General features: G+C 52.9%; 20 protein-coding genes. 8 read left to right on the top strand and 12 right to left on the bottom strand.

What is annotated here, in order from left to right; translation table 11 throughout:
* Positions 1–13: 13 nt before the first annotated feature.
* Complete coding sequence (locus HEN21_RS16280) at positions 14–637, top strand: TRIC cation channel family protein (RefSeq protein ID WP_000964220.1); 624 nt, start codon at positions 14–16, stop codon at positions 635–637.
* A gap of 46 nt (positions 638–683) precedes the next feature.
* Here HEN21_RS16280 and erpA read toward each other — a convergent pair whose 3' ends face one another.
* Genes erpA through HEN21_RS23105 form a run of 4 tightly spaced genes read right to left on the bottom strand, consistent with a single transcriptional unit; the run spans position 684 to position 2,590 of the window.
* Positions 684–1,028: an iron-sulfur cluster insertion protein ErpA gene (gene erpA, locus HEN21_RS16275; RefSeq protein WP_001295564.1), complete on the bottom strand. Its 345-nt coding sequence runs from the start codon at positions 1,026–1,028 to the stop codon at positions 684–686.
* The gene (gene yadW, locus HEN21_RS16270; protein ID WP_122998795.1) at positions 1,021–1,086 is read right to left on the bottom strand and encodes a small protein YadW; all 66 of its coding nucleotides are present in this window, start codon (positions 1,084–1,086) and stop codon (positions 1,021–1,023) included. Before yadW ends, erpA begins: the two co-directional genes overlap by 8 nt.
* A gap of 23 nt (positions 1,087–1,109) precedes the next feature.
* Entirely contained in the window at positions 1,110–2,531 is a 1,422-nt protein-coding gene (gene clcA / locus HEN21_RS16265; protein WP_000846360.1) for a H(+)/Cl(-) exchange transporter ClcA, read from the bottom strand.
* Positions 2,528–2,590: a hypothetical protein gene (locus tag HEN21_RS23105; protein ID WP_212741837.1), complete on the bottom strand. Its 63-nt coding sequence runs from the start codon at positions 2,588–2,590 to the stop codon at positions 2,528–2,530. Before HEN21_RS23105 ends, clcA begins: the two co-directional genes overlap by 4 nt.
* 165 nt (positions 2,591–2,755) lie before the next feature.
* Between HEN21_RS23105 and hemL the strand changes: the two genes are divergently transcribed.
* Positions 2,756–4,036 carry a glutamate-1-semialdehyde 2,1-aminomutase gene (hemL, locus tag HEN21_RS16260; protein ID WP_176251827.1) on the top strand — a complete coding sequence of 427 codons (1,281 nt, stop codon included), beginning with the start codon at positions 2,756–2,758 and terminating at the stop codon, positions 4,034–4,036.
* 34 nt (positions 4,037–4,070) lie between these two features.
* Here hemL and fhuB read toward each other — a convergent pair whose 3' ends face one another.
* From fhuB to hrpB, 8 genes are all read right to left on the bottom strand, one after another.
* Positions 4,071–6,053 (bottom strand): Fe(3+)-hydroxamate ABC transporter permease FhuB, encoded by a 1,983-nt coding sequence (gene fhuB / locus HEN21_RS16255; protein WP_105285879.1) that lies wholly within the window; start codon positions 6,051–6,053, stop codon positions 4,071–4,073.
* Positions 6,050–6,940: a Fe(3+)-hydroxamate ABC transporter substrate-binding protein FhuD gene (gene fhuD, locus HEN21_RS16250; protein WP_176251826.1), complete on the bottom strand. Its 891-nt coding sequence runs from the start codon at positions 6,938–6,940 to the stop codon at positions 6,050–6,052. The genes fhuB and fhuD overlap by 4 nt, the downstream gene beginning before the upstream one ends.
* The gene (gene fhuC, locus HEN21_RS16245) at positions 6,940–7,737 is read right to left on the bottom strand and encodes a Fe3+-hydroxamate ABC transporter ATP-binding protein FhuC (protein WP_001158929.1); all 798 of its coding nucleotides are present in this window, start codon (positions 7,735–7,737) and stop codon (positions 6,940–6,942) included. The genes fhuD and fhuC overlap by 1 nt, the downstream gene beginning before the upstream one ends.
* 50 nt (positions 7,738–7,787) lie before the next feature.
* Positions 7,788–10,031: a ferrichrome porin FhuA gene (gene fhuA, locus HEN21_RS16240; protein ID WP_000135209.1), complete on the bottom strand. Its 2,244-nt coding sequence runs from the start codon at positions 10,029–10,031 to the stop codon at positions 7,788–7,790.
* A 254-nt stretch (positions 10,032–10,285) separates the two neighbouring features.
* On the bottom strand, positions 10,286–11,251 hold the full coding sequence (locus tag HEN21_RS16235; protein ID WP_000323818.1) for a hypothetical protein: 966 nt from the start codon (positions 11,249–11,251) through the stop codon (positions 10,286–10,288).
* The gene (locus HEN21_RS16230; RefSeq protein ID WP_404864664.1) at positions 11,251–13,311 is read right to left on the bottom strand and encodes a DNA methyltransferase; all 2,061 of its coding nucleotides are present in this window, start codon (positions 13,309–13,311) and stop codon (positions 11,251–11,253) included. The genes HEN21_RS16235 and HEN21_RS16230 overlap by 1 nt, the downstream gene beginning before the upstream one ends.
* Positions 13,312–13,733: 422 nt before the next feature.
* Entirely contained in the window at positions 13,734–16,238 is a 2,505-nt protein-coding gene (mrcB, locus tag HEN21_RS16225; RefSeq protein WP_000918199.1) for a bifunctional glycosyl transferase/transpeptidase, read from the bottom strand.
* A gap of 132 nt (positions 16,239–16,370) precedes the next feature.
* Entirely contained in the window at positions 16,371–18,800 is a 2,430-nt protein-coding gene (hrpB, locus tag HEN21_RS16220) for an ATP-dependent helicase HrpB (RefSeq protein WP_176251824.1), read from the bottom strand.
* 73 nt (positions 18,801–18,873) lie between these two features.
* Between hrpB and thpR the strand changes: the two genes are divergently transcribed.
* The 6 genes from thpR (at position 18,874) to folK (ending at position 23,652) form a co-directional block, all read left to right on the top strand.
* Complete coding sequence (gene thpR / locus HEN21_RS16215) at positions 18,874–19,404, top strand: RNA 2',3'-cyclic phosphodiesterase (protein WP_176251823.1); 531 nt, start codon at positions 18,874–18,876, stop codon at positions 19,402–19,404.
* 14 nt (positions 19,405–19,418) lie between these two features.
* Positions 19,419–20,123 carry a DNA/RNA nuclease SfsA gene (gene sfsA, locus HEN21_RS16210; protein ID WP_000672746.1) on the top strand — a complete coding sequence of 235 codons (705 nt, stop codon included), beginning with the start codon at positions 19,419–19,421 and terminating at the stop codon, positions 20,121–20,123.
* A 177-nt stretch (positions 20,124–20,300) separates the two neighbouring features.
* The gene (dksA, locus tag HEN21_RS16205; RefSeq protein ID WP_001155227.1) at positions 20,301–20,756 is read left to right on the top strand and encodes an RNA polymerase-binding protein DksA; all 456 of its coding nucleotides are present in this window, start codon (positions 20,301–20,303) and stop codon (positions 20,754–20,756) included.
* A 66-nt stretch (positions 20,757–20,822) separates the two neighbouring features.
* Positions 20,823–21,719, top strand: coding sequence for a tRNA glutamyl-Q(34) synthetase GluQRS (gluQRS, locus tag HEN21_RS16200; RefSeq protein ID WP_176251822.1), 897 nt, complete (start codon positions 20,823–20,825; stop codon positions 21,717–21,719).
* A gap of 59 nt (positions 21,720–21,778) precedes the next feature.
* Positions 21,779–23,176, top strand: a complete 1,398-nt coding sequence (pcnB, locus tag HEN21_RS16195; protein ID WP_206748363.1) for a polynucleotide adenylyltransferase PcnB — start codon at positions 21,779–21,781, stop codon at positions 23,174–23,176.
* A complete protein-coding gene (gene folK, locus HEN21_RS16190; protein WP_176251821.1) occupies positions 23,173–23,652 on the top strand; it encodes a 2-amino-4-hydroxy-6-hydroxymethyldihydropteridine diphosphokinase in 480 nt (159 codons plus the stop codon). Before pcnB ends, folK begins: the two co-directional genes overlap by 4 nt.
* Positions 23,653–23,766: the final 114 nt, after the last annotated feature.

Raw genomic sequence — 23,766 nt, 5'->3', positions numbered from 1 at the left:
TGGGGATTGAAAAATGCTCGTCTATTGGCTGGATATAGTCGGTACAGCGGTATTTGCCATCTCCGGCGTTTTGCTGGCCGGAAAATTGCGTATGGACCCTTTTGGCGTCCTGGTTCTGGGCGTGGTTACCGCAGTAGGTGGCGGGACAATTCGTGACATGGCGCTGGATCACGGTCCGGTATTTTGGGTGAAAGATCCCACCGATCTGGTTGTCGCGATGGTGACCAGTATGCTGACTATCGTTCTGGTACGCCAGCCAAGGCGCTTACCCAAATGGATGCTGCCAGTGCTGGATGCTGTTGGTCTGGCAGTGTTCGTTGGTATTGGCGTCAACAAAGCCTTTAATGCGGAAGCCGGTCCGTTAATCGCGGTTTGTATGGGTGTGATCACCGGCGTTGGCGGCGGGATCATCCGCGATGTACTGGCGCGCGAAATCCCCATGATATTACGCACAGAAATCTACGCGACGGCCTGTATTATCGGCGGTATTGTCCATGCTACAGCTCATTACACCTTCTCCGTACCGCTGGAAACAGCCAGTATGATGGGAATGGTTGTAACGCTATTGATACGGCTGGCGGCTATTCGGTGGCATCTGAAATTGCCGACGTTTGCGCTGGATGAGAATGGGCGTTGAAGAGAGAAGATGTGCCGGATAGTTTATCCGGCACATTAACAGCAGATTAGATGCTGAAGGAAGAACCGCAACCGCAGGTGCTTTTCGCATTCGGGTTGGTTACGATGAAGCGTGAACCTTCCAGACCTTCGGTATAATCAACGGAACCGCCGACCAGATATTGCAGGCTCATCGGATCAACCACCAGGCCAACGCCCTGTTTTTCGATAGTCATATCGCCTTCGTTCACCTGATCATCAAAGGTGAAACCATACTGGAAGCCGCTGCAACCGCCACCGGTGATATACACGCGTAATTTCAGATTCGGGTTATCTTCGTCAGCGATCAGGCTTTTAACTTTGTTGGCTGCTGCGTCGGTAAACTCCAGCGGCAGTGCTACGTCATCACTCATATTTTGCTCCAAACGACATCGGCAATTGGGCAAATTCTAACCCAATAATAACTGCCATTATCTAATACCCTGGTATTTCGTTCAAGTATTCTCGCTGGCAGCCACGGCCTTGCTTCGCGCCAGCTGCTCCGCTTCCTGTTTTGCCAGCGTGCGGGCAAGAATCGCCGAGTATAACGGTTTCCCACCAGTAAATTGTGCTAATAGTGTTGCGCCAAGACCGGTAATAATCATTGGCAAAATGAGCTGATAGTTATCTGTCATCTCAAGTACCAGGATGATCCCGGTCAACGGCGCACGAACAGAGGCCGCCAGTAACGCCCCCATTCCAGCAATAGCAAATGTCCCTGCTTCAAGGTGGTATTGCGGAAATATCTCCGTGGCAGCCATGCCAAATGCCGTTCCCAAAACCGTACCGAGCGCCAGCATCGGAGCGAAAATACCGCCCGGCGCACCGGAAGAGAAGCAAAGCAGCGTAGTGATCACCCGTGCGACAAAAATAAAAATCAGCATTCCCATGCTGAAATTCCCCGCTGTGGCGATAGGAATCAGGTTAAAACCGCCGCCCGAAGTTTCTGGCGCAACGAACCCCAGCAAACCGCACAGACCGCCAATCGCACCGCCCATCAGCACCCATTTAGTGATATTGCCGCCGTGCACACGGTGCAGTAAATCCTGCATCCCCAGCACCCATTTATTAAAAATAGGGCCGAAAATACCAAAAATAATCCCGAGGATCAGATAAAGCCACAGCGTATTGAGCGGCGCGTCAGAAAGTTTACCGACGTCAATTAACGCGACTTCGTGATTAAATATCCGGTACATAATGGTCGACATAATGACGCCAATAAATACCGCCTTAATCGAAATCAGCGTATAGCGAAATTGCGGACGCATCTCTTCGATAATAAATAGAATACCCGCCAGCGGCGCGTTAAAGGCCGCCGCCAGACCAGCCGCTGCACCGGTTGCCAGCAACGTGTGGCGAGCTTCATCACCTTTCATGCGGAAAATATCAAGCACCATACGGCCAATGTTACCGCCGATTTGCACGGTTGGTCCTTCACGCCCCAGAACCATACCACCACCGAGTGTCCCCAACCCGCCAAAGAATTTCACCGGCAATACACGCCACCAGCGAACGGGACGTTGATCTTCCAGCGCCCCTTCAATTTCCGGAATCCCCGAACCACCTGCTTCTGGCGCATATTTACGCACCAGAAAGTAGCCGAACATTGCCAGCACCGCCGAACAAAGAAAAGCGACGGTTAACAGAAGTGGGTAATTATCAGCGGTATGTACCAGCGCGCCCATACGTTGGTTTTGCAACCAGGCGACGCCTTTGTCAAAAGCAACTGCCGCCAGCCCGACAAGGGTGCCGACGACCGCCGCCATAAACAAAATGGCTAATGGCGTTTTATCGCGCTCAAGAAGTTGGCGAATCAGTTGTCTGCGTCGCAGACGCGCGGCCTGCGGTATTTCATAAGAAGGAGTTTCGGTTTTCATCCAATGATCACATATTGGTCATACAAATAAGATGACGGCATTTTACTCGCTCGTTCCATGAAAATCCTTTGCAAAGCGTAATGTTTCAAATACTCAAAACTTTTATACTCTTAGGAATCCAGGTTGCAGCAGTATAAGCAACCTGATGTTTGACGAGTATTTAACTTGTTATGAATAACATAGAATAGCAGCCATTCACTTTTTCTACGAATCAGGAACCCTCCATGAGTAAGTCTGAAAACCTTTACAGCGCAGCACGCGAGCTGATCCCAGGCGGTGTGAACTCTCCTGTTCGCGCCTTTACCGGCGTGGGCGGCACTCCACTGTTTATCGAAAAAGCGGACGGTGCTTATCTGTACGACGTTGATGGCAAAGCCTATATCGATTATGTCGGTTCCTGGGGGCCGATGGTGCTGGGTCATAATCATCCGGCGATCCGCAATGCAGTGATTGAAGCCGTTGAACGTGGTCTGAGCTTTGGCGCGCCGACCGAAATGGAAGTAAAAATGGCGGAGCTGGTGACCGAACTCGTGCCGACGATGGATATGGTGCGCATGGTGAACTCCGGCACCGAAGCAACGATGAGCGCCATCCGCCTGGCGCGTGGTTTTACCGGTCGCGACAAAATCATTAAATTTGAAGGTTGTTACCACGGCCACGCTGACTGCCTGCTGGTGAAAGCCGGTTCTGGTGCGCTCACGTTAGGTCAGCCAAACTCTCCGGGCGTTCCGGCAGATTTCGCCAAACATACCTTAACCTGTACCTATAACGATCTGGCGTCTGTACGCGCCGCGTTTGAACAGTATCCGCAAGAGATTGCCTGCATTATCGTCGAGCCAGTGGCAGGCAACATGAACTGTGTTCCTCCGCTGCCAGAGTTCCTGCCGGGTCTGCGCGCGCTGTGTGACGAGTTTGGCGCATTGCTGATCATAGATGAAGTTATGACCGGCTTCCGCGTGGCGCTGGCAGGCGCACAGGATTATTACGGCGTGGTGCCGGATCTCACCTGCCTGGGCAAAATCATCGGCGGTGGGATGCCAGTAGGCGCATTCGGCGGTCGTCGTGATGTAATGGATGCACTGGCTCCGACCGGCCCGGTCTATCAGGCTGGTACGCTTTCCGGTAACCCAATTGCGATGGCAGCAGGTTTCGCCTGTCTGAATGAAGTCGCGCAGCCGGGCATTCACGAAACGCTGAATGAGTTAACCACGCGTTTGGCAGAAGGTCTGCTGGAAGCGGCAGAAGAAGCGGGAATTCCGCTGGTCGTTAACCATGTTGGCGGCATGTTCGGTATTTTCTTTACCGACGCCGAGTCCGTGACGTGCTACCAGGACGTGATGGCCTGTGACGTGGAACGCTTTAAGCGTTTCTTCCATATGATGCTGGATGAAGGTGTATATCTGGCACCGTCAGCGTTTGAAGCGGGCTTTATGTCTGTAGCGCACAGCATGGAAGATATCAACAACACCATCGATGCTGCGCGTCGGGTGTTTGCGAAATTGTGATGATTTTGCCTCGCCCACCGGGCGAGGCATTCAATTAACGGCTCTGCTTTCTCAACAAATAGATAAAGTACGGCGCGCCAATAAACGTCGATAGCAGCCCCGCTGGGATCTGGAACGGAAACAGCACCATCCGCCCACACCAGTCAGCGAATACCAGCAATAAACCTCCCACCAACGCCGAAATCACAATGTGCGGCATCGTCCGTCGAAAGCCCATCATCCGCGCGATATGCGGTGCCATCAGACCAACAAAACTCAACGGTCCAATAGTCATCGTCGCGGTCGCTGTCAGACAGGCCGCCAGCATCAGCAACGCAATTCGCGTCGGCGTCAGCGCCATTCCCACAGCTCGTGCGGTATCACCACCCAGCGGTAAAATGGTCAGCCAGCGGCGGCACAGCGGAGTAATCGCCAGCAAAATCACCATCACAATTCCGGTGCGCCAGACCTGTGCATCGGTCGCGTTGTAGGTCGAACCGGAAATCCAGGTCAGCACTTGCGCCATTCGCGGGTCACCACTCGCCTGCAACATCATCAAAAGCATGGTGAACGCGGTGCTTAACGCCATCCCCGCAAGCAACATCCGGTGTGGGGAAAAACCTCCGCGACCGGCAGCGATCATAATGATTAACAAGGTCACCGCCGCGCCGAGACTTCCCGCAGGCAACAGCCAGCCAAAGGCGTTGCCCGGCACCAGAAACAGCATCAACACGACGCCAAACGCCGCACCGGAACTAATCCCCAGCACTTCCGGGCTTGCCATCGGGTTGCCAGTCAGCCGCTGAATAATGCAGCCCGCCACCGCCAGCATTACGCCCGCAAACAGTGCTGCCATAATTCGCGGCCAGCGCCAGGGCATTAAATCATCAAGCAGCGCCCCGCTCGCCCACGTCCAGCCGTGCGCATCACGGCCAAACGACAGCGCCACCACCACAGCAATCAGCAGCAGCACGCCGCCCGCGAGGGCAAACGCCAGCACATGTTGGCGTTCAGTCGCGACACGATCGTTAACCTTCATATCCGGCGCGCTAATGCTGCGTAAACGCGGCAGCAGCCACAGTAGCAGCGGCGCACCTATCAACGCAGTCACCGATCCGGTGGAAACTTCCATCCACACGCGAGTCAGCCAGAGGATGATTTGATCGGAAAGCCAGAGGATCAACGCACCAATCAGCGACGCCAGCAGCAGTCGTGGCAGCAAACGCCGCGCCCCCAGCATTTTTGCCAGCAGTGGCGCGAACAAGCCGATAAAGCCGATAATCCCTACCGCGTTCACCAGCAGAGCACTGATGACAATCGCCAGCGACAGCGCCGCCAGACGCGCGAGCGACAAGGCCAGCCCGAGATTGCGCGCCACGCCATCATCAAGCCCCATCAGGGTTAACGGACGCAATAGCAGTAACGTCAGCATCACGCCACCCAGCAGCTGCGGCCATAAACGCTCAACGCCGCCCCAGTCGGTTTGCGTCAGCGTTCCGGTGCTCCACAGGAACATGCTTTGCAACTGGTCGTGATGGAAGATAACCAGTAACTGGTTGATGGCTCCACAATAAAGGCTCACCACCAGCCCCGCGAGGATCAGCGTTACCGGCGAAAGCCGTTTCCCCCACGCGACGCCAAAGACAATTAAGCCAACGACACAAGCCCCTGCCAACGCGGCAAACTGGCTCGCCATCGCGCCGGGGATCGCCCAGAGCGTGGTGACGGTAATTCCCAGTTGCGCGCCCGTTGCGACGCCCAGCGTGGTCGGTTCTGCCAAAGGGTTACGCAACACTTGCTGAAACAGCACGCCCACCAGCCCCAGACCTGCGCCAACCAACAGCGAAATAGCCAGACGCGGCAGCAAGCTGTAGTGAAAAATCATCTGTTCAATGACATCGATATCCGGCGACCAGGCAGCCTGCGCCCACTGACTACGCGGCAGCGCCTGCGAGAAGTTCATCCAGGTCAACGCCGCAGCGGCAATCACCAACAGCACCAGCAATAACACCGGGAAAAGCGCAATACGTTTACTCACGCTTTACCTCCAATGGCGTTATCCAGAATCCGCACAAAGTGCATTGCTGAAAGCGTCGCACCATAGAACCAGACTGCGGGTACGCGCTGAAAGCGTCCGGCACGGACAAACGGCATGGCCTGCCACAGCGGCGTCGCCATTAACGCGTCCATCTCTTTGCTGTTATCGTGATCAAAACAGAGCACATCAACATCTTTGTACGCTGCCAAACGATCGATACTGACGGCGATACTGCCCCAGAAGTTGGTTTCACCCTGCCAGGCATTTGGGATGCCGTATTCATCGAGAATTTCCTGGAACAGGCTGTTTGGACCGAAGACCAGCATATGGCGCGGATCAATCAATGTTGTCAGCAATAATGGACGCGCTCCTCGCTTCACAAAGCGGGGTTTCATGCTGCGGATAAAGTCTTCATATTGCGCTAAATGCGTTTCTGCTGCGCTTTTCAGGTTAAGTAAATCGGCCATTTCCGCCAGCGATTTACGCGCCATCGCCAGCGGCTGTTTGCCGTCGCTGAAGTTAAATCCGCGTCCCGGCGCAATACGAGCCAACATTTCTGGTGAAGGACCATATCCCGCCGACCAGACCATAAACGACGGTTTCATTTCGGTCAGCAGTTCGAGGTTAGGTTCTGTACGCAAACCAACATCAATCACCGACTCCGGCAATGGCGGTTCGCTGACCCACAGACGATAATTGATGGTGTCCGCCACACCGTAAGGCACGATGCCGAGCGCCAGTAGTAACTCCACCGGCAACCACTCCAGTGCCACAATACGATTTGGATCAATAGCCGCCGCACGGGCGGTATTCATCTGCCATAACAACGGAGAAAGCGCCATCGCCGTTAACAGTCGGCGGCGCGAAATAAGAAGTAAGCCGCTCATTAATAAACAAAACTCACAGGTGCTGCACCCGCCGGATGCGGCAAAATACCCATCGGGATGCCATAAATCATTTCGAGGGTTTCGCCGCGCATAATTTCCGCAGGCGTTCCCTGAGCAATCATTTCACCGCCGCGCAGGGCGACCAGATAATCACAGTAACGCGCTGCCATATTGATATCGTGCAGCACGGCAATGACCGTCAGACCACGTTCCTGACTTAAACGATGCACCAGCGCCAGTACGTCAACCTGGTGGGCGATATCCAGCGCCGAGGTCGGTTCGTCCAGCAACAGACAGCGGCTATCCTGCGCCACCAGCATGGCGATCCACGCCCGCTGACGTTCGCCGCCAGAGAGACTATCGACCAGACGATGCGCCAGCGGTTTTAAACCAACCAGCGAGATAGCTTCCTCGACCTTTTCGCGATCTGCCGCACCAAAGCGCCCCAGCGCGCCATGCCACGGGTAACGACCAATCGCCACCAGTTCACGCACGGTCATCCCTTCTGCCGGAGGAAGCTGCTGCGGCAAATAAGCCACTTTGCGGGCGAACGCTTTGCTGCTCCAGCTTTCCAGCGGCTGGGCATCAAGAAGAATTTCACCTTCCGACGGCGGCTGATGACGACCGAGCATTTTGAGCAGAGTGGATTTACCAGAACCGTTGTGACCAATCAGACCAGTCACTTTCCCGGCAGGAAAGGTTAACGACAGCGGATGCAAAAGCGTGCGCCCGGGCACACGAAAGGAGATATTACGCAGTGCAAAAGTGGTATCGGAATGATTCGTGTATTCCTGCATAACAGCCAACTTGTGAAACGGGCACGGAAATCCGTGCCCCAAAAGAGAAATTAGAAACGGAAGGTTGCGGTTGCAACGACCTGACGTTCTGCGCCCCAGAAGCAGCCATAGGTATTAAAGCAGCTGGCGACGTATTCACGATCGAACAGGTTGTTGACATGCAGCGCCACGTTGGAGCCAGCCATACCGACTCGCGCCAGATCATAACGCACTAACGCATCCACGACCGTATAACTTCCCACTTTAAAGGAGTTAGCCGGATCACCATAGCTGGAGCCAGTATAACGACCACCAGTGCCCAGCGTCAGACCTGAAAGTGGGCCGTCAAAGAAGGTGTAGTCAGCCCACAGAGAAGCCATGTGTTTTGGCACCTGCGCAGGCGTATTGCCTTTGTAGGTAGTATCGGTGGTGTATTCCGCATCGGTGTAGGTATAAGAACCCACCACGTTAACACTCGCCGACAACGCCGCTTTTGCTTCGATTTCTACGCCACGTGCGCGGATCTCGCCACCTTCAACCGAGAAGAAAGAACCCTCAGGGTCCGCCATCAGGTTATTGGTTTTGGTGAGATTATACAGTGCACCTGTCACCACAATTGGGCGATCTTCCGGCACATATTTCACGCCGACTTCGTACTGCTTACCTTTAGACGGTGCGAAAATATTACCATCCTTTCCGACCTGGGAAGAAGGTTCAAACGATTCGCTATAGCTGAAGTACGGTGTTACGCCATTATCAAACAGGTAGTTAACACCACCACGCCAGGTAAACTGTTTGTCATCACGTTTATCGGTCGTCCCGGCAACGCGGTTAAGAGATTTTTGATCCGCCCAGTCATAACGGCCACCCAGGGTGACCAGAACTTTATCCCACTGCGCCTGATCCTGAACGTAAATACCCGTTTGCTTCTGCTTATTCAGAATGCGGTAAGGGCCGGAGTTTGCCGGATCTTTCGCATTGAAGTCGAAATCGGTATTCACCGGATTGTACAGATCGAGCAGCGGTACGGAGTCGTCGTAACCAAACCAGGCGTTGATGTCGTTACGCATACGCATGAAATCAACACCAGTCAGCAGGGTGTGGTCGATATCGCCAGTGGCAAACTTGCTCTGCAGCTGGGTATCAACAGAGAAATTTTGCAGTTTCTCATCATCAACGACGTATTTACGCGCCAGATAATGGCCTTTATCCGCTGGCGCTAATGCCGCACATTGTTGGCTGTAAGCATTCGCCGGATCGGAGCAGACACCGTAACCATAAACGCTGTTTTGCGAGGTTTTGTTTTCCGCAAAGCGCAGGTTCTGACGCACGGTAAAGGTATCGTTAAATTCGTGGTCGAAGCTGTACCCTACCATCTTCTCATTACGAGAATAGGTGTTGTTTTTCGCGCCTTCGTTAAAGTCCGTCGGCAGACGCTTACCGTTCGGCAGCGGCTCAACGGTTCCCTCTTTTGGCAACCAGCCGTAATAACCGGTTTCCGGCTCGTTCTGGAAGTAAGAAAGGAAGGTGAAATTGGTTTTATCGTCCGGACGCCAGGTGAACGCCGGTGCAATAGCATAACGCTGCTCTTCTGACCCTTTCTGCTGAGCATTGGCAGAACGCGCAAGACCGGTCAGGCGATAAGAGTAAACGCCGTCATCATCCAGCGCATCACTAAAGTCAAAACCGGTCTGGAACAGGCTGTCAGTACCGGCTTTAAACTGAACTTCTTTCAGAGGTTCGGTAGTCGGGCGTTTGCTGACCATGTTCAACAGGCCGCCAGGGCTGCTTTTACCGTAAAGCACGGAAACCGGGCCACGCATAATTTCAGCACGTTCCAGCATATACGGGTCAATGACCGCATCGTTATAGAAGTTACCCTGCAACTTCAGGCCGTTCAGATAGTTATTCTGGCTTTGGCCTTCTGCGGCAAAACCGCGAATGATCAGGTGGTCATAGGTGTTGGATGCGCCACGCGTACCAACAGAGACACCCGGCGTGTAGCTAAGTGCCTCTTTGACTGACTTAGGCTGATGCAGCGCCATCTCTTCGGCGGTTACAACAGAAATAGACTGTGGCACTTTTTGAATCGGCGTATCTGTTTTGGTGCCGGTAGCGGATTGTCGCGCTGCTATGGTAGCCGCCGGCCCCCACGCGCTTTCTTGCGGAGCAGGTGCTGCGGTAACGGTGATAGTGTCTTCTTTCGGTTCAACCGCTGCCTGTGCATAAACAGACATGCCGCTAACCGCTGTGGCTACTACAACTGCGATTTTACGCAGCGAGTGTTTTGGCTGAGCAGTTTTGTAACGCGCCATTGGTATATCTCTGATGTAAAGTGAATGATAACGTAAACGAGAATGATTATTATAAAGATAAGATAATATTCGAAAGGCTGACGGGTTCGCAAGCGGTACGCAATATGCGCGCCCCTGAAGGGTCAATAAACAATCAGATGAAAAGAAAGGGTTAATTGTTTAGGCGGGATGTTACTGAACTTGACTTATCTACGCCCTGTGTTCATTCACTCCACAAGGCGTAGTGATTTATTCCCCAGTCTACACAAGCAGCGTCAGGATAGCGCTTTCAGAAGAAGCTGCGCGCGGTGCTCATCGCTCACGGCCTCCCAGGCTTCCGCGAGCTGAACGTGCGCTTGTTTACTGATATCTATAGAAACCGCCAGTCCTTCATCAACTTCCGGCGCCTGAGTGTTGTTCTCACTCTGTTCAATGGCACGGAAAATTGCTTCATTCATGGTGGCGGTATCGAGCGAACCCAGACGGCTTTTTAGTGCCTGAGCCGTAGAGGCAGAAACCCACATGCGGACGATCTCTTCATTCACCGGTTCACTCTGCACGCGAAAATAGCAAAGATTCTCGTCTGACGGCAGCGGCACGTCAAAATATGGCTGGATCTTGATACCCGCACTCGTCGTCACAGAATAGCGTTTCTGCTTTGTATCCCGGTCATATATCCACAAACTTTTGCTGGCCTTACGTGCCCCTTTAGCTGGAGTAACATTCCATACTGCTGTGTACTGCTCCGGATTTGGCGGGATCATCCGCTCTTCAAAATAGAGGAATTCCGTCAGACTATCCTCCCATAGCAGCCAGCCTGTACGCATATCAGGGGTCTTATGAGGTGCGGCATCTCTTACCGTTTGCGTTCGACGTTCAATAAGCTCTGCGTATTGCTGGAAGACGTCATGCATCACATCGTTAGCATCACGAGTGGTATCATCAATACGGATCGAACGCGTTGCAGCTGGGTGCATAAGCGTAGTACCGCAGACTGACTTGATCGGTCTGTCCCGCAGGCCTGCTATGCGCAAGAGTTTCATCTCCAGCCCCAATCCCTGATAATTGACATCAATATGTAAATTGCTCCAGCCACCATCGGGAATATTTTTTGCCAGGCAGTAAACGCGGCTCCAGTCGCCTTCCTCCAGCTTTCTGCCCATCATGGCGGCAACCTGAGTTGCCAACCACCGTTTAGCAAATACCTTTTCAGTATCAGTAAATGCTTGTAAGTATGCCATTACAACGGGTCCTTATTACCTTCCAAAAGAGCAATTGCCTGAGACCTGAAGGTCGCGAAGTCCAACATTTTCCCATGCAGTAAAAGACTTTCAGCCAGATATTCGCTGTAGAGAGTGCGATAGTCGATATCAGCCTCACGTTTAACGTGCAGATAAGGAAGCACGGGGATCGTACCATTTCGCTGGCCCAGAAATTCCTTAACTGAAATAGTTTTCGCCTCCGCCGTTGACACTGCTCGCTTGTTGCCATTTTCAACTTTACGACAATGCAGCATGAGATCCGCACCTGCGGTGTTATCGCTAACAAATTGCTTAAACGTACCGTGCTGCTTGTCGAAAATATCGATCCTTTCAATGGTAAAACCAGCATCCAGCACTGCATTACGCAGACGATTCCAGATATCTTCCGAAGAGTTCATAAATACCAACACCATCCAGTGTCCAGGTCTTAGCACACGATAACTTTCAGCCAGACTCTGCGTCATTAATTCCTGATATCTGTTGGCATCCTTTTTTTGTACGCGATTAACTATGGCTTCATCCGTGGCATCCGTATAGGACATTAACCAGGACTCCCACAACATATTCATTTCGCTATAGTTAATGTTGGCTCCAAACGGCGGATCGGTGAAAATCAAATCAACACTATTATCCGGCAGAAACGAAAGATCGGTCGCGGAACCCGTTTTAACCTGACAACGACCAACGTAGGCTTTAGCCGTGGTTTCAAGGTGATCAATAATTGATCTGGCTTTGCGTTCGAAGGTCAAAAAGATATTTGCTTCATTGAAAATATAAGGGACATTAAAATTTGCCGTATTACCGCTGCCGCCCCAAAAACGGTACTCAGAAAGCCGGGTCACACGCTGATAGAGCGAAGTGAAAACAAAGCCGAGAAATGCGGCAATATTAGTATCTTCAACGCGATGAATCGCTTTCCACAACTGGCTCATCGCCGCCAGATTTCTGGCAGTATAAAAATGCTTTATGTTAGTCAGACCATGACGCTTGGGCTGTGCCAGATTCACTCCATCTGGCAGCTCGAAATCCGGGATGAACTCCTCAGCAAGATATTTGCCTGCGTCAATTGCGGCAATGAGCTTAAGATCGGCCTCCACAGGCGACACCTCAGACTGAACTTTACCGCAGCATTTGTACCCCACAAGAACCGGCACAGGCGTCGTTCGGGCAAGGCGCGATTTTTTGACCTGATGATGGCAATGAGGGCACGGGAACTCGCGCAAAAATTTATGTTCACGCACAGTGTTACCGTAGCTACGGCATTCGTCCCAAAGCACAAACTCCTTACTACACTCGCTGCAAATGACTTTGTATGACCAGACAGTAAAGAGCAACTCCGCCTCTTTTCCACAGGTACGGCATTGCGTTGTGTAAAGGGTTTTACGCAGATCCGCCAGACTATCAGTAACTACTTTTACCGCCGCCGCGAGCGCAGCGGGATCGCATTGCGATGTAAATCGATTAGCGATAAAACTGGCTGCAGGTGACAGTTCATTGAGAATGACATCATGACCGGTCGTCAGCGCCGCAACCCCTGTCATGCCGCTTCCCGCAAAGGGATCAAGTACCAGTCCGCCTTCGGGCAAATATTTTTGCAGCACCTGGGCAATCCCTTGAGGCGGAACTTTGGTGTGATATGTATGCGCGTCATAAGTATACGTATTCTTTCCTGCTGAAACGCCCTCCGCTACAGCCTCTTTCACGGTCTGCGCGGCTTCAGGATGCGATGAAAGAATTTCAGCCAACTGGTATTCACCATTGCCCCAAAGTTCTCCTTTTTTAAGTCGGGAGAGCAGAGCCGGGCCCGGCTCATCGCGCAGCACAATCGTGCCTTCATATTTGTCGGCTGTGGTTTTTTTACGTATCCCACGAGAGGCGAATGTTCGTGTCGTATTCAGATTTGCAAGATCGATCGCCAGACCCGCATTGAGCTTCGCAAGTAGCTCATGCAATTCTTTTATCGTATCGGCACTGGGTTCAATATCTCCGCGAATCCAGCGAGTAACTGCAATGTAAGAAGTGCCGAGATACTGCGCCACGCCTTTCGGATCCAGGCCACTTAATGCCATAATTTCCTGCAATAATGCCTGATAGTGATTCTCAGGATGTGATACTTGCTGACCAGAGCGCATCATCTTTTGCCCCCCTCATTAATACCAATAACAACGTTGAGAGATACCTCATTAGCGTGCACTGCTATAGTCATTCACTATTTACCTTTTTGATTCGCTTTCTCATTAAGTCCGGCAAAGGCTGTGTCGATACGCTTTCATCGACCATTCTGAGAGGATGTCTTTTGGCATCAAAGGAAGAATGCTTCACGCAAAAAATATTTAAATTCATTGCGTTGAATATTAAACAGGTCAATTTCTTCTGATATTTGCATCCCACTAAATTTAGCAGGTTCCCTGTATCAACAGAGAACCTGCCATTAGTATCAACGCATTACTGCCTGAGAACGTTAATTACTGCCAAACATATCCTTGATCCAGCCTGCTACGCCGTCGCTGTCTTTCTGCTCCTGTTGCGCAGGCTGCTGCGGCTGAGAAGACTGATCAAACGGATTGCCCGACGGCTGCTGTTGAATCTCGCTTTGCTGGCACAACGAATCTGGATCGCTGGTCCATACTGGCAAAGTTCTCATACCACCGCTGCAAACAAAGTTACCGTCGTAGTCTACGCCCATATCCACAATATCCTCCGGCGGTACAAGATTCAGCGGCGTTGGCGTCTGGTTAGCCAGATAACGCTGGTAAATCGACATTGCCCCGCTGGCACCATACAGCTTAGTTGGCTGGTTGTTATCGCGGCCTACCCAGGTGATGGTCACCGTGCTGCCGTCAATGCCCGCAAACCAGGTATCAACGTTGTTGTTGGTAGTCCCTGTTTTCCCTGCCAGATGCAGATTTGGATATTTAGCCCCAAGCTGACGACCCGTACCACGCTGCACAACCTGTTGCATGGTCCATAGTGTCAGATACGCCGCCTGCGCCGGAACAGCGCGTTCCGCCTGCGGGAAGCTCTGATAGAGCACTTTACCATCTTCAGCAATCACTGAACGCAGTGCAGAAAGCGGTGCGCGGTTACCGCCGCTGGCGATAGTCTGGAATGCCTGTGCCACTTCGATTGGCGTCAGGTTCAACGCCCCCAGCAGCATCGCCGGAACCGGATTCAGCTGATCTTTCGGCACGCCCAGCTTAATCCAGGTGTCCGTAACCGCAGGCAGCCCCAGCGCCATCCCCAGATTTACCGTTGGCACGTTCATCGAACGCGTCAGCGCATCCACCAGCATCACTCTACCGCTTTCGCTATAACGACGATCATCGTTCTGCGGTGACCAGACCTGACCGTTCGGCTGACGCAGCGCGATGGGCGCATCGGCAATCCACGTATTCAGGCGATAGATTTTCGGCTGGCTTAAGGCCGTCAGATAAGTCGCCGGTTTTGCCAGTGAACCAATCGAACGACGCGCCTGCATCGCACGGTTATAGCCCGCAAATTGCGGTTCCGAACCACCGACCATCGCACGAACTTCACCGCTAAAGCGGTCGACAACCACAATCGCCGTTTCCAGATCGCTCAACTTACGCTGTTTCTTCAGTGCCGGAATGCCTTCCACGGCAGCTTTTTCTGCGGCGTCCTGAGCCACCGAGTCAAAGGTAGTGAAGATCTTCACGCCGGAGAGATCTTTCACTTTATCGCCCAGTTTCGCCTGCAGCTCCTGACGTACCAGTTGCATAAAAGCAGGCTGTGGAGAGATTACCCCACCGCGCGGCTGAACGCCCAGCGGACGCGCACTCAACATGTCGTAGAGTTCTTGATCAATAATCTGCTGTTGTTGCAGCAATCGCAGCACCAGATTACGCCGCTCCAGTGCCAGTTTCGGGTTACGCCACGGGTTGTAAATTGACGCACCTTTCACCATACCAACTAGCAGCGCCTGCTGATCAAGGCTCAACTCTTCCACCGGACGCCCAAAGTAATACAGGCTCGCCAGCGGGAAACCACGGATTTCGTTGTCACCGCTCTGACCGAGATACACCTCGTTCATATACAGCTCAAGAATGCGGTCTTTGCTGTAACGCGCATCCATGATCAGCGCCATGTAAGCTTCGTTCGCTTTACGCCAGTAAGAACGCTCACTGGAAAGGAACAAGTTTTTCACCAACTGTTGCGTCAGCGTACTCGCCCCCTGCACCGTGCGTCCGGCAGTCAGGTTCGCCAGAACCGCACGTCCGATGGAGTAGAGGCTGATACCGTCATGCTCGTAGAAATGCCGGTCTTCCGTCGCCAGCAAGGTATCCACCAGCAGATCCGGGAAGCCACTGCGCGGCACAAACAGACGTTGCTCGCCGTTTGGCGAAGAGATCATCGTTATCAGTCGCGGATCAAGGCGGAAGAAACCGAACTGACGGTTGTTATCCATATTGACGATGGTCGCCAGATGATCGCCATCAAAGGTCAGACGCGCACGCACCTGCCCTTCTTTACTATCCGGGAAATCAAACGGACGGCGGATCATCTCAATGCTGTTAGCCTGCACGGTAAATTCGCCAGGACGGGTCATCTTCGACACCTGACGATACTGGGTTGCCTCCAGCAGTTTCACCATCTCGTTCTTGCTGATGGTCATGTCTGGCTCAAGGTTTACCATCCGACCATAAACTGCCGCTGGCAATTGCCAGACCTTGCCATCAATACGGCTGCGAATTTTTTGATCGAGATAAACCCCATAAACGGCGATTAACACCGCAAATACGATGCCCAGTTTCAGTAGCAGCCAGAGCCAGCCGCGTTTACCACGAGGCTTACGCCCTTTGCCTTTACCTTTGCGCGGCATCGGTTCTTCATCCTCATAGTCATCATAATCATCGTCATCTTCATAACGACGACGGCTTACCTTTTGTTTGACAGGACGCGTCGGTTTCCCTTTGCGTCCAATTGGCTCGCGGTCATTCCCGGCCATACTTTTTCTCCGCAATATTCAGGCGCAAAAGCCCGATTTTCTGTTCTTCCGTTGCAAGACAGAAGAAGATATCTCTCAAATTTTGTGCTCGATCGGTTCCCTCTCCCTTGAGGGAGAGGGAGAAAACCAACCTCACGAATACTTTTTCGTCCGGCGCGTCGGCGCGGTGTTGGCGGGGTCGTCCGGCCAGACATGTTTGGGATAACGTCCCTTCATCTCTTTTTGCACTTCGCGATACGCCCCTTGCCAGAAGGCGCTTAAATCACGCGTGATTTGCAGCGGCCTTTGGGCGGGTGAAAGCAGCTCCAGCACCAACGGCACGCGCCCCTGGGCAATCGTCGGATTGGTGGCTTCGCCAAACATCTCCTGCATTCTCACCGCCAGCGCAGGGGGGTTATCTTCATGATAACGAATGGCGATCCGGCTTCCCGTCGGCACAGTGTAATGCGCAGGAAGTTCACTATCCAGCCGTTGCTGCATTCCCCAATCAAGTAATCCGCGCAGCGCCTGATAAATATCGAGTGATTTCAGACCTCGCAGTGAATGCACTCCGGTCATATGTGGCAGCAGCCACGTTTCCAGCGTCGCCAGCAAATTTGCCTCATCAACCGCTGGCCAGTCATATTCCGGTAGCCACTTCGCAGCACACAGCAAACGCAAACGTAGCTGTTCCGCTTCCGGCGTCCAGTTAAGTACGCTTAGACCTTTATCGCGAATACCGTTGAGCATTGCATGATGTAATTCATCTTCCGACGGTTTCGCCAGCGGCTGTACTTTTACTGTGAGCTGACCAATCTGCAGCCGACGCCAGGCTTTCAACGTACCTTGAACATCGTCCCATTCAACGGTGTCAGATTGATATAGCAGCTGCGGGCAGCGTTGTACTAACTCATCAATATCGACCGGTAGCGCCAGTAAAATTCGCGCATCCGGCGAGGAGCTGCCCTGCAATAATAACGGCGCTACCAGCCATTCATGGCGGCTTAAGGCATCATCGGTGTCCAGCATCGCTCCCATGCCGTTCGCCAGTTGATAGCGCCCCTCTTGCCCACGGCGGCGAGCAATACGATCGGCAAACGCCCTGGCGAGAAGCGGCGCGATAAGCGAACTGTCTGCCTCGCCACCACGCACATTTAAGCGTTTTAACAGTTGCTGACTGCGTTGCTGCCAGGCCGGTTGATTGCGCGAAAACACCACACCCAGATCGCTATTCCCCATCCGTGGCGGCTCTTCGAGAATGGCGGCAATTTTTGCGGCGGTCGCGGCTTCGTCGTCGCTATTCGCACTCACCAGCATTGCCGCTAAACGCGGGTCGTTACCCAGCGTCGCCATGTTCTGCCCTTTCGAGCTTAGCCGATCACCGTCCAGCGCCCCCAGCATTTGTAACAGACGTTTCGCCGCCTGTAGATTCACCGCTGGCGGTTGATCCAGCCAGCTCATCTGAGCTGGATCGCTGCATCCCCATTGCAATAACTCCATCAGCAAACCGGAGAGATCGCTTTGCAAGATCTCCGGTTCACTTTGCGCGGCAGCACGTTCTGCTTGCTCTTTGGCGATTAAATGCAGACAGATCCCCGGCTCCAGACGCCCGGCACGCCCGGCACGTTGCGTCATTGATGCCTGACTAACGCGTTGAGTGATCAGTCGCGTAAGCCCCGTGCGCGGATCAAAGCGCGCTACACGCTCCTGGGCGCTGTCTACCACCAGACGAATACCTTCAATAGTTAAACTGGTTTCAGCAATATTGGTCGCCAGCACCACTTTGCGCATTCCTTGTGGTGCGGGGAGGATCGCTTTTCGCTGATCGTTCAGCGACAACGCACCATACAGCGGGCAGAGCAACACATCACTGCCGATGCGCGAAGCCAGTTGTTCCTGAACGCGCTGAATTTCTCCGACGCCGGGTAAAAATAGCAGTAATGATCCGCTTTCCTGACGCAGCAATTCGGCGGTAGCAACCGCGACGGCTTCGTCAAAGCGTTGATGAGCAGGCAGCGGCAAATAACGGCGTTCAACCGGATAAGAACGTCCTTCAGAAACAACAACCGGCGCTTCTGGCAGCATCTGCTGTAAGCGGTCATTATCCAGCGTAGCCGACATAATCAGCAGCTTTAAGTCATCGCGCAGCCCTTGTTGCACGTCCAGCAATAGCGCCAACGCCAGATCAGCCTGCAAGCTGCGTTCATGAAATTCATCAAGGATCACCATACCGACGCCGCTCAGTTCTGGGTCGCGTTGGATCATGCGCGTCAGTACACCTTCAGTAACGACTTCCAGTCGGGTATTCGGCCCCACGCAATTTTGCGCACGCATCCGGTAGCCAACCGTGTCACCAGGCTTTTCGTTAAGCAGCTCCGCCAGTCGTTGCGCAACGTTACGTGCCGCCAGACGCCGTGGCTCCAGCAGGATAATTTTTCCGTTAATGCCTGGATGCGCCAGCAGTTGCAGCGGCAGCCAGGTCGATTTCCCGGCTCCGGTCGGCGCGCTTAATAACACCTGCGGTGCGGTATCGAGAGCAGCAAGTAATTCAGGTAAGACGGCAGCAACGGGCAACGACGACACAAAACGCTCCTGAGGGTTAACATTCTTCGCGCCACATTGTAGCATCGCGGTAATTCATAACCGAGTGCCTCACATGTCTGAACTGCAACGGCTGTTCTTTGCCATCGACTTACCCGCAGAAATTCGCGAACAGATTATCCACTGGCGCGCCGCACAATTTCCGCCAGAAGCGGGGCGTCCGGTTGCCGCCGAAAATTTGCATCTGACGCTGGCGTTTTTAGGCGAAGTGAGCGCAGAGAAAGAGAAGGCGCTTTCTCTTTTAGCCGGACGGATTCGTCAACCGGGCTTCACTATGACGCTTGATGACGCCGGTCAGTGGCTGCGTTCGCGCGTGGTGTGGTTAGGGATGCGCCAGCCACCACGCGGCTTAATCCAGTTAGCAAATATGCTCCGTTCGCAGGCCGCTCGCAGTGGTTGTTTTCAAAGCAATCGACCGTTTCATCCGCATATCACCTTATTGCGCGACGCCAGCGAGGCGGTGACAATCCCGCCGCCAGGTTTTAACTGGTCATATACGGTGACGGAGTTTACCCTCTACGCCTCCTCGTTTGCCCGTGGGCGCACACGCTACACGCCGCTAAAACGCTGGACACTGACGCAATAACAAGGGTTATCACAATGAAATTTTCACCCCCTCTACAACGCGCCACGCTGGTTCAGCGTTATAAACGCTTTTTAGCCGATGTGATCACACCCGATGGCCGCGAATTAACGCTACACTGCCCTAATACAGGTGCGATGACCGGTTGTGCAACGCCTGGCGATACCGTCTGGTATTCCACTTCCGACAACACAAAACGGAAATATCCACACACCTGGGAATTGACCCAAAGCCAAAGCGGTGCATTTATTTGCGTCAATACACTTTGGGCAAACAGGTTGACGAAAGAGGCTATCCTCAATGGGGATATTTCGGAACTGTCAGGCTATAGCTCGCTGAAAAGCGAAGTAAAATACGGCGCCGAGCGCAGTCGTATTGACTTCATGTTACAGGCGAGGTTTCGACCTGACTGCTATATTGAAGTGAAATCGGTTACGTTAGCGGAAAATGAACAGGGATACTTTCCCGATGCAGTCACTGAACGAGGTCAGAAACATCTTCGGGAGTTGATGAGCGTAGCAGCTGAAGGTCAGCGTGCAGTGATTTTTTTTGCCGTGCTGCATTCAGCCATTACACGGTTTTCACCCGCGCGCCACATCGATGAGAAATACGCGCAACTATTGTCAGAGGCTCAACAGAAGGGGGTAGAAATTCTGGCTTATAAAGCGGAACTTTCTGCTGAAGGCATGGCTCTTAAAAAATCACTGCCGGTTACATTGTAGTAAAGTAAGTAACTGGTTAATTTACATTCTGGTCGCGTGCGCAAATACGCTTTTCCTCACACAGTTGTCAAGTGTTACGTTTAGATAATTGCTATCCGGAAAAGCATCTGCTATTTATAGCGGCCTCATTTTTCCCCCGAACATGGGGATCGATAGTGCGTGTTAAGGAGAAGCAACATGCAAGAAGGGCAAAACCGTAAAACATCGTCCCTGAGTATTCTCGCCATCGCTGGGGTGGAACCATATCAGGAGAAGCCGGGCGAAGAGTATATGAATGAAGCCCAGCTGGCGCACTTCCGTCGTATTCTGGAAGCATGGCGTAATCAACTCAGGGATGAAGTCGATCGCACCGTTACACATATGCAGGATGAAGCAGCCAACTTCCCGGACCCGGTAGACCGTGCAGCCCAGGAAGAAGAGTTCAGCCTCGAACTGCGTAACCGCGATCGCGAGCGTAAGCTGATCAAAAAGATCGAGAAGACGCTGAAAAAAGTGGAAGACGAAGATTTCGGCTACTGCGAATCCTGCGGTGTTGAAATTGGTATTCGTCGTCTGGAAGCGCGCCCGACAGCCGATCTGTGCATCGACTGCAAAACGCTGGCTGAAATTCGCGAAAAACAGATGGCTGGCTAATTACAGCCGTTCCATCACGTTTACCACAGGCGGGAAATGCTCCCGCCTTATTTTTTGTTCAACGAGATGACAGACACACACTATATTGGTCGCTTCGCCCCCTCTCCTTCCGGCGAGCTTCATTTTGGCTCTCTGATTGCCGCGCTTGGTAGCTATCTACAGGCACGCGCCCGGCAAGGTCGCTGGCTGGTACGCATTGAAGATATCGACCCGCCTCGTGAAGTTCCCGGTGCCGCAGAGACAATCCTGCGCCAGCTGGAACATTACGGTCTGCACTGGGACGGCGATGTCCTCTGGCAATCGCAACGTCATGACGCCTATCGCGAAGCACTCGCCTGGTTACGTGAGCAAGGGCTAAGTTATTACTGCACCTGCACGCGTGCGCGTATTCAAAGCATTGGCGGTATTTACGACGGTCATTGCCGTGAATTACATCATTCCCCAGAAAACGCAGCAGTACGCATCCGCCAGCAGCATCCGGTCACCCAGTTTACCGATCAGCTGCGCGGTATTATTCACGCTGACGAAAAACTGGCGCGGGAAGATTTTATTATTCATCGCCGTGACGGTTTGTTCGCCTATAACCTGGCAGTGGTGGTTGACGATCACTTCCAGGGCGTGACAGAAATTGTCCGTGGCGCAGATTTGATTGAACCGACGGTGCGACAAATCTCGCTGTACCAGCTTTTTGGCTGGCAGGTTCCAGATTACATTCATTTGCCGCTGGCGCTTAACGCACAAGGCGCTAAACTTTCCAAGCAGAATCATGCGCCTGCGTTGCCGAAAGGCGATCCTCGCCCGGTGTTAATCGCCGCGCTTCAATTTCTGGGTCAGCAGGCAGAAACACACTGGCAGGATTTCAGCGTCGAGCAAATCCTTCAGTCAGCCGTCAAAAACTGGACGCTGACCGCCGTGCCTGAGTCGGCAATTGTAAATTCAACATTCTCAAATGCGTCATGCTGAGCTATGATTAGCCGCTATTTTTTTGTCCTGAATGATGTTTGACACTACCGAGGTGTACTATTTTTACCCGAGTCGCTAATTTTTGCCGCAAGGTGCTAAGCCGCGAGGAAAGCGAGGCTGAACAGGCTGCCGCCCGTCCCCAGGTGACGGTGATCCCGCGTGAGCAACATGCTATCTCCCGCAAAGATATCAGTGAAAATGCCCTGAAGGTAATGTACAGGCTCAATAAAGCGGGATACGAAGCCTGGCTGGTTGGCGGCGGCGTGCGCGACCTGTTACTTGGCAAAAAGCCGAAAGATTTTGACGTGACCACCAACGCCACGCCTGAGCAGGTGCGTAAACTATTCCGTAACTGCCGCCTGGTGGGTCGCCGTTTCCGTCTTGCTCATGTGATGTTTGGCCCGGAGATTATCGAAGTCGCAACCTTCCGTGGACACCACGAAGGTAACGTCAGCGACCGCACGACCTCCCAACGCGGGCAAAATGGCATGTTGCTGCGCGACAACATTTTCGGCTCCATCGAAGAAGACGCCCAGCGCCGCGATTTCACTATCAACAGCCTGTATTACAGCGTCGCAGATTTTACCGTCCGTGATTACGTTGGCGGCATGAAAGATCTGAAAGACGGCGTTATCCGTCTGATTGGTAACCCGGAAACGCGCTACCGTGAAGATCCGGTACGTATGCTGCGCGCGGTACGTTTTGCGGCAAAACTGGGTATGCGCATCAGCCCGGAAACCGCAGAACCGATCCCTCGCCTCGCTACCCTGCTGAACGATATCCCTCCGGCGCGCCTGTTTGAAGAGTCTCTTAAGCTGCTACAAGCGGGCTACGGTTACGAAACCTATAAACTGCTGTGTGAATATCATCTGTTCCAGCCGCTGTTCCCGACCATTACCCGTTACTTCACGGAAAATGGCGACAGCCCGATGGAGCGGATCATTGAGCAGGTACTGAAGAATACCGATACGCGTATCCATAACGATATGCGTGTGAACCCGGCGTTCCTGTTTGCCGCCATGTTCTGGTATCCACTGCTGGAAACAGCACAGAAGATCGCCCAGGAAAGCGGCCTGACCTATCACGACGCTTTCGCGCTGGCGATGAACGATGTGCTGGACGAAGCCTGCCGTTCACTGGCGATCCCGAAACGTCTGACGACTTTAACCCGCGATATCTGGCAGCTACAGTTGCGTATGTCCCGTCGTCAGGGTAAACGTGCATGGAAACTGCTGGAGCATCCAAAGTTCCGTGCGGCTTACGACCTGTTGGCCTTGCGAGCTGAAGTTGAGCGTAACGCTGAACTGCAACGTCTGGTGAAATGGTGGGGTGAGTTCCAGGTTTCCGCGCCGCCAGACCAAAAAGGGATGCTTAACGAACTGGATGAAGAACCGTCAGCTCGTCGTCGTACTCGCCGCCCACGCAAACGCGCACCACGTCGTGAGGGCACCGCATGACAGTGGCATATATTGCCATAGGCAGCAATCTGGCCTCTCCGCTGGAGCAGGTCAATGCTGCCGTGAAAGCATTAGGCGATATCCCTGAAAGCCGCATTATTGCCGTTTCTTCGTTTTATCGTACCCCACCGCTGGGGCCGCAAGATCAACCTGATTATCTGAATGCTGCCGTGGCACTTGAAACCACTCTCGCGCCCGAAGAGTTACTCAATCACACACAGCGTATTGAATTGCAGCAAGGTCGCGTCCGTAAAGCCGAACGTTGGGGACCGCGCACGCTGGATCTCGATATCATGCTGTTTGGTAATGAAGTGATAAATACCGAACGCCTGACCGTTCCACACTACGATATGAAAAATCGTGGCTTTATGCTGTGGCCGTTGTTTGAGATTGCGCCTGACGTGGTATTTCCTGATGGGGAGTCGTTGCACGCCTTGTTAACGAAAACTACTTTTCCTTCGCTACCACGCTGGTAATAATCATACCAGCCAATCAAACATTCATAAAATTTATATTTTATGCAAATTTAAGTTAAGTTATTTACCATTTAGTTAATTTCAATCAACTAATCATGCATTTTTACTATAGAG

Source organism: Escherichia sp. 93.1518 (assembly GCF_013368915.2).
Classification (GTDB): domain Bacteria; phylum Pseudomonadota; class Gammaproteobacteria; order Enterobacterales; family Enterobacteriaceae; genus Escherichia; species Escherichia ruysiae.
This window is presented reverse-complemented; position numbering and strand designations above follow the sequence as displayed.

What these genes read in the sequence shown, in the direction of transcription:
- sfsA (WP_000672746.1), top strand. Translation starts at nt 19,419, where the DNA reads ATGAAATTTTCACCCCCTCTACAACGCGCCACGCTGGTTCAGCGTTAT.
- HEN21_RS16280 (WP_000964220.1), top strand. Translation starts at nt 14, where the DNA reads ATGCTCGTCTATTGGCTGGATATAGTCGGTACAGCGGTATTTGCCATC.
- fhuA (WP_000135209.1), bottom strand. Translation starts at nt 10,031, where the DNA reads ATGGCGCGTTACAAAACTGCTCAGCCAAAACACTCGCTGCGTAAAATC.
- HEN21_RS16235 (WP_000323818.1), bottom strand. Translation starts at nt 11,251, where the DNA reads ATGGCATACTTACAAGCATTTACTGATACTGAAAAGGTATTTGCTAAA.
- mrcB (WP_000918199.1), bottom strand. Translation starts at nt 16,238, where the DNA reads ATGGCCGGGAATGACCGCGAGCCAATTGGACGCAAAGGGAAACCGACG.
- fhuC (WP_001158929.1), bottom strand. Translation starts at nt 7,737, where the DNA reads ATGCAGGAATACACGAATCATTCCGATACCACTTTTGCACTGCGTAAT.
- clcA (WP_000846360.1), bottom strand. Translation starts at nt 2,531, where the DNA reads ATGAAAACCGAAACTCCTTCTTATGAAATACCGCAGGCCGCGCGTCTG.
- erpA (WP_001295564.1), bottom strand. Translation starts at nt 1,028, where the DNA reads ATGAGTGATGACGTAGCACTGCCGCTGGAGTTTACCGACGCAGCAGCC.
- gluQRS (WP_176251822.1), top strand. Translation starts at nt 20,823, where the DNA reads ATGACAGACACACACTATATTGGTCGCTTCGCCCCCTCTCCTTCCGGC.
- thpR (WP_176251823.1), top strand. Translation starts at nt 18,874, where the DNA reads ATGTCTGAACTGCAACGGCTGTTCTTTGCCATCGACTTACCCGCAGAA.
- dksA (WP_001155227.1), top strand. Translation starts at nt 20,301, where the DNA reads ATGCAAGAAGGGCAAAACCGTAAAACATCGTCCCTGAGTATTCTCGCC.
- folK (WP_176251821.1), top strand. Translation starts at nt 23,173, where the DNA reads ATGACAGTGGCATATATTGCCATAGGCAGCAATCTGGCCTCTCCGCTG.
- hemL (WP_176251827.1), top strand. Translation starts at nt 2,756, where the DNA reads ATGAGTAAGTCTGAAAACCTTTACAGCGCAGCACGCGAGCTGATCCCA.
- fhuD (WP_176251826.1), bottom strand. Translation starts at nt 6,940, where the DNA reads ATGAGCGGCTTACTTCTTATTTCGCGCCGCCGACTGTTAACGGCGATG.